The organism is Nonomuraea sp. NPDC005730 (assembly GCF_040630865.1).
Taxonomy (GTDB): Bacteria; Actinomycetota; Actinomycetes; order Streptosporangiales; family Streptosporangiaceae; genus Nonomuraea.
This window is the reverse complement of sequence record NZ_JBEXYK010000001.1, coordinates 339915-353828: the sequence shown is the minus strand read 5'-3', so window position 1 is coordinate 353828 and position 13914 is coordinate 339915. Positions and strand designations below refer to the sequence as shown.

Below are 13914 nucleotides of genomic sequence, written 5' to 3'. Positions count from 1 at the left end.
GCGATGAGGCATGCGGTGGGTGTCGCGGCGGCGGTCGTGGCGGCGCTGGCCCTGGTGGCGGCCGGCTGCACGGGCGGCGGTGAGGAGAAGCCGAAGAGCGACTTCAAGGAGGCCGACGGCAGGGCCGCGGCGCAGCGGTGGGTGTCGGAGGAGTTCACGCCGAGCACGCTGTCCAAGGACCGGCAACTGGCGGAGATGGACTGGTTCATCAAGGCGGCGGCGCCGTACCGGGGCATGCAGATCAACGTGGTGTCCGAGACGATCACCACGCACGAGTACGAGTCGCAGAAGCTGGCCAGGGCGTTCACCGAGATCACCGGGATCAGGGTCAAGCACGACCTGATCCAGGAGGGCGACGTCATCGAGAAGCTCCAGACGCAGATCCAGGGCGACCAGAACATCTACGACGCCTACGTCAACGACTCCGACCTCATCGGCACCCACTCGCGCGGCACGTACGTGTTCCCGCTGTCGGACTACATGGCCGGAGAGGGCAGGAACGTCACCTCCCCCACCCTCGACCTGAACGACTTCATCGGCATCAGCTTCACCACCGGCCCCGACAAGAAGATCTACCAGCTCCCCGACCAGCAGTTCGCGAACCTCTACTGGTTCCGCTATGACTGGTTCACCGACCCGGCGATCAAGAAGCAGTTCAAGGACGCCTACGGCTACGACCTGGGCGTGCCGGTCAACTGGGCGGCCTACGAGGACATCGCCGACTTCTTCAGCAACAAGGTCAACGGCAACGGGACCGTCGACGGCCGGAAGGTCTACGGCCACATGGACTACGGCCGCAAGGACCCCTCACTGGGCTGGCGCTTCACCGACGCCTGGTTGTCCATGGCGGGCAACGGCGACCCCGGCATCCCCAACGGCCTGCCGGTGGACGACTGGGGCATCCGGGTGGAGAACTGCCGTCCGGTGGGCTCGTCGGTCACCCGCGGCGGCGACACCAACGGCCCGGCCTCGGTGTACGCGCTCACCAAGTACGTGGACTGGCTGAAGAAGTACGCGCCCCGCGAGGCCGCCGGCATGAACTTCAGCGAGGCGGGCCCGGTCCCGGCGCAGGGGAACATCGCCCAGCAGATCTTCTGGTACACCACGTTCACGGCCGACATGACCAAGCAGGGCCTGCCGGTCGTCAACGACGACGGCACCCCCAAGTGGCGCATCGCGCCCAGCCCGCACGGCGTCTACTGGAAGGACGGCAACAAGCTCGGCTACCAGGACGCGGGCTCGTGGACGCTGCTCAACAACACCCCGAAGGACCGCAGGGCCGCGGCCTGGCTCTACACCCAGTTCGTCACGTCCAAGACGGTGTCGCTGAAGAAGTCGATCACCGGGCTGACGTTCATCCGCGACTCCGACATCAAAAGCGACTACTTCAAGGACAACGCCGCCAAGTACGGCGGCCTGATCGAGTTCTACAACTCCCCCGCCCGCAAGCAGTGGACCCCGACCGGCACGAACGTGCCCGACTACCCCAAGCTGGCCCAGCTCTGGTGGCAGAACGTGGCCACCGCCGTCACCGGCGAGACCACCCCGCAGCAGTCGATGGACAACCTGGCCAGGCAGCAGGACGAGATCCTGGCCCGGCTGGAACGCCTGTCGCGCGAACGCCAGGGCTACGGCGGCCAGTGCGCGCCCAAGCTGAACCCCGAGCGTCCGGCCCAGTACTGGTTCGACCAGCCGGGCGCGCCCGCGCCGAAGCTGGCCGACGAGCGCGGCGAGCCGGCCACGCTCGACTACGACAAGCTCATCGCCCGGTGGAAGGCGGGCGGCTGACCAGCTCCCGCGCCGGCCGGCCGAAGGCGCGCTCCTGCATGGGCACCCGATCGCCAGCCGGGCCGCCGCGCGCAGCTCCGGACCCGTCAGGCAAGGCGGGTGCCGGTGTCCGCCAGGTGCACGGGGGCGCCCGAGGCGGCCGACAGGTTGGCCGCGACGCCGGTCAGGACGCTGCGGATGCCGTCCAGGTGGCCCGCCTGCCGGGCCAGCGGGTCGCCGGTCGCGCCGCGGAACACGTCGTCCAGCAGCAGCCGGTCGCCGCCGCCGTGGCCGCCCGCACCCGGCTCGATCGGCACCTCGCGCGGCTCCGCCCAGTGGGGGCGCAGGGTGAGCCGCTCCCATGCCCCGGCGGCGTGCTCCTTGGACGCGGCGCTCGGGTCGATCGCCGCGTGCGGCGGCGTCCAGGCCCGCTCGACCACCTCCAGCTCCAGCCGTCCCGCCGTCCCGTTGAACGCCACCCGGTAGCCCTCGAAGGGCGCGTGGGCGTTCAGCGAGTACGTCAGCAGTGCCCCGCTGTCGTACCGGACCAGGACCGCCATGTTGTCGTCGATGGTCACGCCGTCGCCGAAGACGTCCTGGTCCCGGACGTAGCCGTCCTCGTGCTCGGCGTCCAGGTAGAGGCGCTTGAGCCGGGGATCGGCGGAGATGTCCAGGATGAACGGGTCGCTGCCGAGGCCGGGCGCGCCCCGGCCGCGTCCGGGACGGTCGGTCAGCCCTCGCGACCGCGCGTTGGCCGAGCCGTAGAACCGCAGCGAGGTCTGCGCGAAGACGATCTCCGGCGCCGCCCCGAGCCACCAGTTGACCAGGTCGAAGTGGTGGGTGGACTTGTGCACGAGCAGGCCGCCGGAGCCGGCCCGGTCGCGGTGCCAGCGGCGGAAGTAGTCCGCGCCGTGGATGGTGTCGAGCGTCCACTCGAAGTGCGCGGACGTCACCTCGCCGATCGCGCCGTCCATGAGCAGGCGGCGCACGGCCGAGTTGCGCGGCGAGTACCGGTAGTTGAAGGTGACGATCAGCCTTCCGGTGCTCAACCGGGCCGACTCGGCGATGGCCGCGCAGCTCTCGGCGTCCACGGTGAGCGGTTTCTCCACGATGACGTCGCGGCCCGCGTCCAGGGCCGCGCACACGTAGCGGGCGTGCGCGGCGTCCACGGTCGCGACCACGACCGCGTCGGCGAGTTCGAGCACCTTGCCGAACTCGGCGGGGGCGAAGCACGGCACCTCGTGGCCGATCCGCTCGGCGTAGTAGTCCATGCGGGTCCGGTTGGTGTCGCACAGGGCGACGACGGTGCCGGTGTCGCGCCACTCGCCGAGCAGCGCGTCGACGTACAGCTGCGCGCGGTGCCCGAGCCCGACGAACGCGTACCTCATGGTCGTCCTCTCAGCCGCCGAGGGCGGCGTTGGCCTCGGTCAGGAACTTCTGGGCGGCGGCGTCGGGGGCCATCCGGCCGAAGATGACCTCCTCGGTGTACCGCTTGAGCATGTCCTCCAGGGCGCTGGCGCCCTTCGGCGGCGCGGCGGGCGGGTCGGCCAGCTCGCCCTTGATGGAGTCGACGAACTGCAGCGTCTTCTGGTCCGCGGGCGGCAGCTTGTCCTTGACCGCGGCCAGGACCTTCGAGCTGGCGGGCAGGCCGCGGTCGCTCAGGATGATCCCGCCGACCTCGGCGTCGTTGATCATGAAGTCGATGAACTTGGCGGCCTCGGCGGCGTGCCCGCTCTTGGCGGAGGCGGTGTAGAACATCGCCGGCTGGAGGAACATGCCGCCGCTGGTGGCGCCCTCCTCCTTGGGCAGGCGCAGCAGGCTCATCTCCTTGCCCGACGCCTTGGCGACCGCGCCGAGCTGGTTGCTCCACCACATGCCGGACGCGCCGGTGTTGGTGGCCAGCAGCGACTGGTCCACGCTGGTCGCGCCGACCTCGGCGGTCTTGGCGGCGTCGGGGCTGCCCTTGGCCTTGATCGTGTCCAGCATGACCTGCCACCAGGCCACGATCGTCTGGGGCGTGACGCCGATCTTGTTGCCCTGGTAGAAGGGCTCGCCACGCTGGGCGGCGAAGATCTGCAGGAAGGCGGGGTTCCAGTTGAGCTGGGTGCCGTAGACCGTGCCGCCGCCCTTGGCGGTGATCTTCGAGCTGAGGTCGACGTAGTCCTTCCACGTCCACTTCGTGTCGTCGGGCACCTTCTGCCCGGCCGACTCCACCAGGGCCGGGTTGAGCACCACCGAGAAGACGTTCGCGCCGGTGGGGACGGCGAACTGCTTGCCGTCGATGCCGCCGGTGCCGAGCAGCTCGGGGTCGATGTCGGCGGTCTGGACCTTGCCGGTCAGGTCGGCCAGCGTGCCGCGGTCGGCGTACTCGCGAAGACCGCGGATCTCCAGGGTGATGACGTCCGGGGCGTCGCTCGCGGCGACCTTCGTGGACAGCGTCTCGTAGTAGCTGGCGAAGTCGGAGAACTCGCCCTCGACGTCGATGCCCGGGTTCTTGGCCTCGAACTTCTTGATGGCCTCCTCGGTCATCTTCTGCCGCGCGTCGCTGCCCCAGTAGGAGAAGCGCAGCTTGACCTTCCCGCCGGCGTCCTCGCCGCCGCCGCTGCCGCAGGCCGCGGTGACCGCCAGCACGGCGGTGGCGAGCAGGGCCGCCGACCACGTCTTCTTGCCAGAGCTCACGGCTCTACCTCCTGTGGGATTCGTCTGTGTCGGGGGGTGGGGGAACTACTTCAGTCCCGTGGTGGCCACACCACGGATCAGGTACTTCTGGCCGGCCAGGAAGAAGCCGAAGATGGGCCCGAGCGCGACGATCGACATGGCGAACATCGGGCCCCACGACGAGTCGCTGCTGGCGTCGAGGAAGGTGCGCAGCGCCACCGGAGCGGTGAAGTTGTCCGGGTTGTTGAGGTAGAGGAGCTGGCTGAGGAAGTCGTTCCACGTCCAGATGAACGTGAAGATCGCCGTCGTGGCCAGCGCCGGGGTGCAGAGCGGGATGATCACCCGGACGAAGGTGCGCCAGTAGCCGGCGCCGTCGATCTCGGCGGCCTCGTCCAGCTCCCTGGGGAGGGAACGGATGAACTGCACCATCGGGAACACGAAGAACGCATCCGTGGCCAGCACCTTCGGCATGACCAGCGGCCAGATCGTGTTGATCAGCCCGAGCTTGGAGAACATGACGTACTGCGGCACGATCAGCACGTGGTGCGGCAGCATGATCGTGCCGAGCATGATGGTGAACCACAGCTTCTTGAGCGGGAAGTTCAGCCGGGCGAAGGCGTAGGCGGCCAGCGAGCAGGCCACCAGGTTCGCCACCACCGACAGCACGGTGATCACCGCGGAGTTCCACAGGTAGTAGCCGAAGGGGTGCTTCAGCGCGGTCCAGCCCTCGGTGTAGTTCTCCAGCGTGACCTCGCTCGGCCACAGGCCGGGCTGCCGGAAGATCAGCTCCTCGGGCTTGACCGAGCTGGAGATCATCCACAGCAGCGGATAGAGCATGACCAGGCCGAACCCGATCAGCAGCACGTGCTTGACCACCCGGCCGCCCCTGAGCGGGCGGAACAGGACGGGCAGCGGCCTACTTGGTGTCGCCATAGAAGACCCAATACTTGGACGCGAGGAAGTTCACCCCGGTGAGACCGGCGATGATGAGCAGCAGGACCCACGCCATGGCGGCCGCGTAGCCCATGTCGAAGCTCTTGAAGCCCTTGAGGTAGAGGTAGAGCGTGTTGAACATCGTGGAGTCGGCCGGCCCGCCCGAGCCGCCGCTCACGATGAACGACTGCGTGAACGACTGGAACGACTTGATGATCTCCAGCACCAGGTTGAAGAAGATGATCGGCGTCAGCAGCGGCAGCGTGATCGACCGGAACTGGCGGAACACGCCGGCGCCGTCCACCGCGGCGGCCTCGTAGTAGCTGGCGGGGATCTGCCGCAGCCCGGCCAGGAAGATGATCATGGGGGCGCCGAACGTCCAGACGTGCAGGATGATCAGCGTGCCGAGGGCGGTGTCCGGGTCGCTGACCCAGCCGGCCCCCTCGATCCCGAAGACCGCCAGCACGGCGTTGACCAGGCCCTCGGCGCCGAAGACCTTGCGCCACAGGATCGCGATCGCCACGCTGCCGCCCAGCAGCGAGGGCAGGTAGAAGATCGACCGGTAGAGCGACAGGCCGCGCAGCCCGCGGTCGAGCACCAGGGCCAGCGCGAGCGCGAAGGCCAGTTGCAGCGGCACGGAGACGACCACGTAGATCGTCGTCACCTTCAGCGAGTTCAGGTAACGGGGATCCTCGGTGAACATCTTGACGTAGTTGTCGAACCCGACCCACTTGGCCTCCTCCAGGAGGTTGTAGTCGGTGAACGACAGGTAGAGCGAGGCGACGATGGGACCGATCGTGATGACGAGCAGACCGGCGAACCAGGGCGCGAGGAACAGGTAGGCGGCCCGCGCCTCGCGGCGGGAACGTCTGGACGCACGACCGTCTCCCCGCTCGGGCGGGGTCGCGGCGTCCGGGAGTCTCACCGCCACCGAGTCAGCCATGACGGAACTCATTCGTCATCACGGACCTTCCGGCGAGATGTGAATGGATAGCGCTTTCCTATAGCTGCCAGGAAAGTTCCGTCAACCCTTTGCAGGCGTTACATCGCCGTTATCGATATATCGGCATCGTATTTTCGCTGGTGACAAGCGCTTACCATGCAGAGGTAGGACGAATATTGCTGCTATTTTGTACAACCGTTTGCAGCTCATCTGGGCGGCGCCGTCGACTCCCGCACCACCAGCCGGGTCTCCAGCGAGGTCGTGGCGCTCACCTCCTGGATCAGCAGGTCGACCGCCAGCCGCCCGGCCGCCGCCGTGGGCATGGCGACCGTGGTGAGCTTGGGACGGTTGAGCCGCCCCGGGACGATGTCGTCGATGCCCACCACGCTGACGTCCGCCGGCACGCTCAGCCCGAGCTCGCCCAGCCCCTCGACCAGGCCGATCGCCATGAGGTCGTTGTAGGCGAGCACCCCGGTCACCCCGGCCTCGCGCACCGCGGACGCGGCGGCCAGGCCGCCCTGCTCGGTGGGCGCGTTCGGCCCGAGGACGACCAGCTCGACGCCCGCCACCCGCTCGGCGGCCGTCCGGATCTCGCCGCTCGTCCAGGAGCCCGCCGGGCCGGACAGCAGCGCCACGCGGCGGTGCCCGAGCCCGGCCAGGTGCTCGACCGCCAGCCGCGCGCCGTGCCCGACGTCCATCAGCACCGTGGCGGCGCCGCGCAGCCGCCGGTTGACCACCACCAGCGGCACCCGCTCGGCCAGCCGCTCCAGCACCTTGTTCGACGAGCGCGGGCTGCACAGCACCACGCCGTCCACCTGCTTGGAGAACGCCTGGATCAGCTCCTCCTCGGCGGCCGGCTCCTCGTCGGTGTCGGCCACGAACAGGTGGTAGTCGCGCTGCCGGGCGGCGGCGTGCGCGGCCTTGATCAGCGGCGGGAAGAAGGGGTTGGCGATGTCGGCCACGATCAGGCCCAGGTTGTGGGTGCGCCCGGTCGTGAGCGCCCTGGCCGCCCTGTTGGGCCGGTACCCCAGTTCCTCGGCCACCGTCAGCACCCTGGTCCGGGTGGCGGCGTTCACCATGTGCGGCGCGGAGAACGTCCGCGACACGGTCGATACGTGCACTCCGGAAGCGCGGGCCACATCACGAATCGTCACTGTCACAGCCACTCACCCTAACGCAACCGCTTGCAGCCACCATGACAACGATGAAAGCGCTTGCCGACCGGCCAGCCATCGGCTGGCCACACATTTCTCCAGCTTAAGGCCATGGTCGAAAATCGGCTCTTGACGCCCCGCCCCGCCTGGCCCATAGGTTTGGTGCAACTGTTTGCAGTCCTGAAGGAGTCCCCCACGGTGAGCAGAGTGCTCGTCACCGGCAGCGCCGGACGCCTCGGCCGCAGCGTCGTCACCACGCTCGCCGCCGCCGGGCACGAGGTGATCGGCGTGGACCAGGCCCCCGGCACGCCGGTCGAGGCCGCCGCGACGGCACCGGCCGACCTCACCGACACCGGCCAGGCATACGAGGTCGTCGCCCGGTTCCGGCCGGAGTCGGTGATCCATCTGGCCGCCATCGCGACGCCGTTCAGCCGGCCGGAGTCAGTGATCTTCCAGGTGAACACCCGGCTCGCGTTCAACATCTGCGCGGCCTCGGTGGAGCTGGGCGTGTCCGGCGTGGTCGTGGCCAGCAGCCCCACGGTGATCGGGTACGGCGCGCCCGGCGGCTGGCGGCCGTCGTACCTGCCGATCGACGAGGAGCACCCGGCGCTGCCCTGGAACGCCTACAACCTGTCCAAACTGGTGGCCGAGCAGACCATGCGGACGTTCGCGCGGGCGGGCCGGACGAAAATGGCGGCCGTCCGGCCGTGCTTCGTCATCCCGCCCGAGGAGTGGGCGGGCGCGCCCACGCAGTCGGGACACACCGTCAGGGAGCGGCTCGACCAGCCGGAGATCGGCGGCGTCTCGCTGTTCAACTACATCGACGCGCGCGACGCGGGCGAGCTGTTCGCCGTGCTGGTCGCGGCGTTGCCCGAGCTGCCGGGCGGCGAGGTCTTCTTCGCATGCGCGGCCGACGCCCTGGCCAGGAAACCGCTGGCCGACCTGCTCCCGCAGGCGGTGCCGGGCACCGAGGAGCTGGCGGCGGCCCTCACCGGCACCGCGCCCGCCTTCTCCACGGACAAGGCGCGCCGCCTGCTCGGCTGGGAGCCCAAGCGAAGCTGGCGAACCGAACTCAAGGAACCCGAATGAATCTCAGCGGTGTGCTGTTCTTCCCCGTCACCCCCTTCGACGCCGGCGGCGCGCTCGCCGAGCAGGTGCTGGCCGAGCACATCCGGCAGGGCATGGCGCACGGCCCCGGCGGCGTGTTCGTGGCCTGCGGGACCGGCGAGTTCTCCGCCCTGTCGGAGGCGGAGCACGCGCGGGCCGTCCGGGTGGCGGCCGAGGTGGTGGACGGGCGGGTGCCGGTGTTCGCCGGGGCGGGCGGCCCGATCGGCGCGGCGTTGAACCAGGCGCGGGCGGCCCGCGCGGCGGGCGCCGACGGCCTGCTGCTCATGCCTCCCTACCTGACGCAGGGTCCGGCGAGCGGCTTCGCCGCGTACGTGGCCGCCGTCGCCGCCGAGCTGCCGGTGATCGTCTACCAGCGCGGCCCGGTCGTGCTCGCCCCGGACGCCGTGGTCGAGCTGGCCGGCGTCCCCGGCGTGATCGGGCTCAAGGACGGGCTCGGCGACATCGACCGCATGCAGCGGACCGTCCTCGCGGTCCGCGAGAAGCACCCGGACTTCCTGTTCTTCAACGGCCTGCCGACCGCCGAGCTGACCATGCCCGCCTACCGCGGCATCGGCGTCGACCTGTACTCCAGCGCGGTCTTCGCCTTCGCCCCCGAGATCGCCGTGGCGTACCTGAACGGCGACGAGCGGCTGCTGACCGAGTTCTACGCGCCGCTGGTCCGCCTGCGCGACAAGGTGCCCGGCTACCCGGTGGCCCTGGTCAAGGCCGGCGTACGGCTGCGCGGCCTCGACGTCGGCCCGGTGCGCCCGCCGCTGGTCGACGTGGCCGAGGACCACCTGGCCGAGCTCGACGCGCTGATCAGGTCCGGGCTCGCCCTGGCGGCCTCGTGATCACCGGCCTGCGGACCGAGCTGCGCACGGTCCCCCTGCCCCGCCCGTGGGGCCCGGACGTGCCGGCCAACCACGTGATCGTCTGCCACGTGACGCTGGCGGACGGCCGCACCGGCACCGGGTTCTCCTGGACGCCGCAGATCGGCGCGCACGCCGTGCGGGCCCTGCTGGAGCACGACCTGCGCGCGGCGCTGATCGGCCTGCCCGCGCATCCCGAGCCGGTGTGGGACCGGTTGTGGCGGCACCTGCGCGAGGCCGGCCCCGGCGGGATCACCACGGTCGCGCTGGCCGGGATCGACCTGGCGCTGTGGGACCTGCGCTGCGGCGACGCCGGGCTGGCCGACGTGCTGGGCCGGCGCCGGGAGCAGGTCCCGGTCTACGGCAGCGGCGTCAACCTGCACTACTCCCTGGAAGAGCTGACCGATCAGGCGCGGCGCTGGGTGGCCGCCGGGTACCGCGGCGTCAAGATCAAGGTCGGCCGTCCCGACCTGGCCGACGACGTGGCCCGGGTGGCCGCCGTACGCGAGGTGATCGGGCCCGACCGGCTGCTGATGATCGACGCGAACCAGCGGTGGGACCTCCACCGGGCCAGGCGCGCCCTGTCCGCGCTGCGCGAGTTCGACCTCCACTGGATCGAGGAGCCGCTGCCCGCCGACGACGTGGCCGCGCACGTCGAGCTGCGCCGCTCGACCGACGTGCCGGTCGCGGTGGGCGAGAACGTCTACACCGTCTACGGCTTCCGCGACCTGCTCGCCGCGGGGGCCTGCGACGTCGTCCAGCCGAACGTGGTGCGCGTCGGCGGCGTCACGCCGTTCCTGCGGATCGCGGAGCTGGCCAGGGCGTTCGACGTGCCGGTCCATCCGCACCTGCTGGGCGAGGTGTCCGGGCAGCTCGCCATGGCGCTACCGCTGCCGCCGCTGGCCGAGGACGTCGAGGACGCCTCCTTCGCCCGGCTGGGGCTGCTGGCCGAGCCGTACCCGGTGCAGGTCGAGGACGGCGTGCTGCGCGTGGGCGGCCACGCGGGACTGGGGTTGCGATGGGCGTGAGGACGGATCCCGTGAAGGTCGTCCTGGCCGGGGCGACCGGGCACGGGCGGCATCACCTGGACAACCTGCGCAGGCTCGCGGCCACCGGGCTGGTCGAGCCGGCCGGGATCTGCGACGTGCGGCCGGTGGAGCTCGACGGCGGCCCCCTGCCGCAGTCGGCGGACCTGGGCGAGCTCATCGCCGCCACCGGCGCGGAGATCACGATCGTCTGCACGCCGATCCACACGCACGCCGACCTCGCGGTCACGGCGTTGCGCGCCGGGTCGCACGTGCTGCTGGAGAAGCCGCCCGCGGCAAGTCGCGAGGCGCACGCGCGGATCGCCGCGGCGGTGGCCGAGACCGGGCTGGCCTGCCAGGTCGGCTTCCAGAGCCTCGGCTCGCGGGCGGTCCCGGCGCTGCGCGACCTGATGGCGAGCGGCGCGCTCGGCCGCATCCGCGGCATCGGCGGCGCGGGCGCGTGGGAGCGGCCCTCGTCGTACTTCAGCCGCTCGTCCTGGGCCGGACGGCGCAGGCTGCACGGCGCGGACGTGGTGGACGGCGCGCTCACCAACCCCTTCGCGCACGCCGTCGCGACCGCGCTCGCCCTGGTGGACGGCCCGGTCGAGGCGGTCGAGACCGAGCTGTACCACGCCCATCCGATCGAGGCCGACGACACCTCCTGCCTGCGCGTCCGGATCGCGGGCGGGCCGGTGATCACGATCGCGGTGTCGTTGTGCGCGACCGGCCGCACCGAGCCGTACCTGGTGGTGCACGGGGAGGCGGGGCGGGCGACGCTCACGTACACGCTGGACGAGCTGCGCGTCGAGCGGGCCGACGGCTCGGTGGAGACCACCGTGCACGAGCGCGACGGGCTGCTGGAGAACCTGGTCGCGCACATCCGCACGGGGGGCGAGCTGCTCGTCCCGCTCTCCCGCACCGAGACGTTCACCCAGGTCCTGGACGCGGTTCGGCTGGCTCCCGAGCCACTGCCCATCGCCGAACGGCACCAGGTCGTGGAGCGCGACGGCGGCGGCGCGGTCACCCACCGGTTCCTGCCCGGCATCGCCGAGCTGACCGCGCGCAGCGCCGCGGAGCTGGCGCTCTACTCCGAGCTCGGCGCGCCGTGGACGAAGGTGCGGCTGCGGGTGGCGGGCACGCCGGTCGCGGCCTACGAGTGGCGGCCCGACCCGCCCGCCACCGACTCGCCGCGGCCGTACCTGCATCCGGTGCGCACGCTGGGCGGCGTCACCGTCACCGAGGTGCGTCCCGACGACCACGTGCACCACCTCGGCGCCGGCGTGGCGATCGCCGACCTGGGCGGCGCGAACTTCTGGGGCGGCCGCACCTACGTCAGGGGCCGGGGACCGGCCTGGCTGGACGACCACGGCAGGCAGCGGCACGTCGCGTTCACCCGGCTGGCCGACGACGGCTTCACCGAGGAGCTGGAGTGGATCGGCCCCGGCGACCGGCTGATCGCCCGCGAGCGGCGCACGGTCACCGCCCGGCCGGTCGGCGGCGCGTGGGCCCTCGACCTCGCGTTCACGCTGACCAACCTGACCGGCTCGCCGCTGGAGGTCAACAGCTCGGCCACCAAGGGCCGGGCCGGCGCGGGCTACGGCGGGTTCTTCTGGCGCGCGCCCGGCGCCTCGACCGGCCGGGTGACCTTCCCCGGCGAGGAGGAGGCCGTGCACGGCAGCCGGGGCCGCTGGGTGGCCATGGCCGGGACCGGGCCCGACGGGCGGGACTGGACGCTGGTGTTCGTGCAGGCCGACGACGACCCCTGGTTCGTGCGGGTGGCGGAGTATCCCGGGGTCGGACAGGCGCTCGCGTGGGACCGTCCGCTCGTCGTCGAGGACACGCTGACCAGGCGGGTCGTCACGGTCGTGGCCGACGGGCGGCTCGACGGGCCGTCGGCGTCGGCGCTGGCCGCCGCCGTCGGGACGATGATCGGGGAGCGCACCGCCTGACACCCGCTCTTCGGTAAGCCCTCATTCCCGGTTTCCCGGCGGTTCGGCGGGCCGCGGTTAGGGTGCGGAGTCTGTGAACGCCCCCGTCATCGCCCGGCCCGCCACCGCCAGGGACCCGTTCTTCGACAACGCGAAGTACCTGGCCATCGTGCTGGTCGTGTGCGGTCACCTGATCGAGGACCAGCGCGACGCGCCGCTCGCCCACGCCCTGTACTTCTACGTGTACGTCTTCCACATGCCGCTATTCATCGTGCTTAGTGGCTATTTGTCCCGAAATTTCACTTTTTCGGGGGGCAAGGCGCGCAAGCTCATCTCCACCCTCGCCGTCCCCTACCTGATCTTCGAGCTGGCCTACTCGATCCCCCGCCCGATCCTGTACGGCAAGTTCGAGCTGAGCCTGCTCGACCCGTACTACCTCACCTGGTTCCTGCTCTCGCTGTTCCTGTGGCGGCTGTCCACGCCGGTGTGGCAGCAGCTCAGGTGGCCGCTCGCGGTCGCGGTCGCGCTGTCCCTGCTGACCGGGCTCGACCGGTTGCCCGGCGAGCTGGCCATGAACCGCACGTTCGCGCTGCTGCCGTTCTACGTCCTCGGCCTGATGTTGCGGCCCGAGCACTTCGCCCGGCTGCGGCGGCCCTCCATGCGGCTGGCCGGGTTCTGCGTGCTGGGGCTGGGGCTCGCGGTCGCGCTGCTGGTGCACGAGCGGGTGCCGACCGAGTGGATCAGGTGGCGGCACTCCAACGCGGCCATCGGCGTGGACGACCTCACCGGCACCGCGATCAGGCTGGGGCTGCTGGCGGCGGGGGCGGTGCTGGTGGCGGCGTTCCTGGCGGTCACCCCGGCCCGGCGCACCTGGTTCAGCGGGCTGGGCTCGGCCACCATGTACGCGTACCTGCTGCACGGGTTCGTGGTGAAGGGCGCCGAGCGGCTCGGCCTGGGGCTGCCGCTGTCACTCCTGCTGGGCGTCCTGACCGCCACCCTGCTGTGCACGCCCTGGGTGCGCGGGCTGTTCCGGTGGGCCGTCGAGCCCCGTATGACCTGGGCCTTCACCCCGCTCCGCCGTCCCGCCTGACTCGTGCCTGAGCAGCCGCAGCGCGCCCCTGGACAGCGCGACCAGGATGTCGGCGCACTCGTCCAGGTCGGGGTAGCGGCCTTCCAGGTGACCCACGGCCAGGGCGTTCGTGGCCGCGTTGACGCCCTCGGCGATCATCTCCAGGCGGCGCCGGTCCCGTTCGTCTCCGGCCGTGTGGCCGAGCGCGGCCAGGTCGGCCGCGTGGTGCTCGCGGTAGGCCGCGGCCGTACGGGCGGCGAAGTCGCGCAGCGAGGAGGACGGGTCGTGCCGCGCGCGCAGCTGGATGCGCAGCAGCTCGGGGTGGCGGCAGATCGCCTCCAGCGGGATGCGGAAGGTGTCGCGGTGGCGTTCGAGGTCGCCGGGCGCCTCGCGGGCCCTGCGCCGGGCCTCCCGCATCGCGCCGCGCAGCCGGTCGCCGCCCTCCTCGGCGAGCACCAGCA

At 71.2% G+C, this 13914-nt stretch carries 11 protein-coding genes; 6 read left to right on the top strand and 5 right to left on the bottom strand.

Annotation, left to right across the window (positions count from 1 at the left end; translation table 11 throughout):
* Positions 1 to 3 precede the first annotated feature (3 nt).
* Complete coding sequence (locus ABZ444_RS01615; RefSeq protein ID WP_357991138.1) at positions 4 to 1788, top strand: ABC transporter substrate-binding protein; 1785 nt, start codon at positions 4 to 6, stop codon at positions 1786 to 1788.
* 86 nt (positions 1789 to 1874) lie between these two features.
* Here ABZ444_RS01615 and ABZ444_RS01610 read toward each other — a convergent pair whose 3' ends face one another.
* The 5 genes from ABZ444_RS01610 to ABZ444_RS01590 all read right to left on the bottom strand — a co-directional run bounded on the left by ABZ444_RS01610 (position 1875) and on the right by ABZ444_RS01590 (position 7461).
* Positions 1875 to 3155, bottom strand: a complete 1281-nt coding sequence (locus tag ABZ444_RS01610; RefSeq protein WP_357991135.1) for a Gfo/Idh/MocA family oxidoreductase — start codon at positions 3153 to 3155, stop codon at positions 1875 to 1877.
* Between the two features lie 10 nt (positions 3156 to 3165).
* Positions 3166 to 4446, bottom strand: coding sequence for an extracellular solute-binding protein (locus ABZ444_RS01605; protein ID WP_357991132.1), 1281 nt, complete (start codon positions 4444 to 4446; stop codon positions 3166 to 3168).
* A 45-nt stretch (positions 4447 to 4491) separates the two neighbouring features.
* Complete coding sequence (locus ABZ444_RS01600; RefSeq protein ID WP_357991130.1) at positions 4492 to 5358, bottom strand: carbohydrate ABC transporter permease; 867 nt, start codon at positions 5356 to 5358, stop codon at positions 4492 to 4494.
* Complete coding sequence (locus ABZ444_RS01595; RefSeq protein ID WP_357991127.1) at positions 5342 to 6301, bottom strand: sugar ABC transporter permease; 960 nt, start codon at positions 6299 to 6301, stop codon at positions 5342 to 5344. Before ABZ444_RS01595 ends, ABZ444_RS01600 begins: the two co-directional genes overlap by 17 nt.
* Before the next feature lie 206 nt (positions 6302 to 6507).
* Positions 6508 to 7461: a LacI family DNA-binding transcriptional regulator gene (locus ABZ444_RS01590; RefSeq protein ID WP_357991124.1), complete on the bottom strand. Its 954-nt coding sequence runs from the start codon at positions 7459 to 7461 to the stop codon at positions 6508 to 6510.
* A gap of 192 nt (positions 7462 to 7653) precedes the next feature.
* Here ABZ444_RS01590 and ABZ444_RS01585 point away from each other — a divergent pair, with 192 nt between their 5' ends.
* From ABZ444_RS01585 to ABZ444_RS01565, 5 genes are all read left to right on the top strand, one after another.
* Positions 7654 to 8544, top strand: a complete 891-nt coding sequence (locus ABZ444_RS01585) for an NAD(P)-dependent oxidoreductase (RefSeq protein ID WP_357991122.1) — start codon at positions 7654 to 7656, stop codon at positions 8542 to 8544.
* The gene (locus ABZ444_RS01580; protein WP_357991119.1) at positions 8541 to 9413 is read left to right on the top strand and encodes a 5-dehydro-4-deoxyglucarate dehydratase; all 873 of its coding nucleotides are present in this window, start codon (positions 8541 to 8543) and stop codon (positions 9411 to 9413) included. Before ABZ444_RS01585 ends, ABZ444_RS01580 begins: the two co-directional genes overlap by 4 nt.
* Entirely contained in the window at positions 9410 to 10459 is a 1050-nt protein-coding gene (locus ABZ444_RS01575) for a mandelate racemase/muconate lactonizing enzyme family protein (protein ID WP_357991116.1), read from the top strand. Before ABZ444_RS01580 ends, ABZ444_RS01575 begins: the two co-directional genes overlap by 4 nt.
* An 11-nt stretch (positions 10460 to 10470) precedes the next feature.
* A complete protein-coding gene (locus tag ABZ444_RS01570) occupies positions 10471 to 12405 on the top strand; it encodes a DUF6807 family protein (protein ID WP_357991114.1) in 1935 nt (644 codons plus the stop codon).
* A gap of 73 nt (positions 12406 to 12478) precedes the next feature.
* The gene (locus tag ABZ444_RS01565) at positions 12479 to 13474 is read left to right on the top strand and encodes an acyltransferase family protein (protein WP_357991111.1); all 996 of its coding nucleotides are present in this window, start codon (positions 12479 to 12481) and stop codon (positions 13472 to 13474) included.
* Positions 13475 to 13914: the final 440 nt, after the last annotated feature.

Excerpts from the sequence above, each read along its gene's own strand:
- ABZ444_RS01580 (WP_357991119.1), top strand. The coding sequence starts at position 8,541 with ATGAATCTCAGCGGTGTGCTGTTCTTCCCCGTCACCCCCTTCGACGCC.
- ABZ444_RS01595 (WP_357991127.1), bottom strand. The coding sequence starts at position 6,301 with ATGGCTGACTCGGTGGCGGTGAGACTCCCGGACGCCGCGACCCCGCCC.
- ABZ444_RS01600 (WP_357991130.1), bottom strand. The coding sequence starts at position 5,358 with ATGGCGACACCAAGTAGGCCGCTGCCCGTCCTGTTCCGCCCGCTCAGG.
- ABZ444_RS01610 (WP_357991135.1), bottom strand. The coding sequence starts at position 3,155 with ATGAGGTACGCGTTCGTCGGGCTCGGGCACCGCGCGCAGCTGTACGTC.
- ABZ444_RS01615 (WP_357991138.1), top strand. The coding sequence starts at position 4 with ATGAGGCATGCGGTGGGTGTCGCGGCGGCGGTCGTGGCGGCGCTGGCC.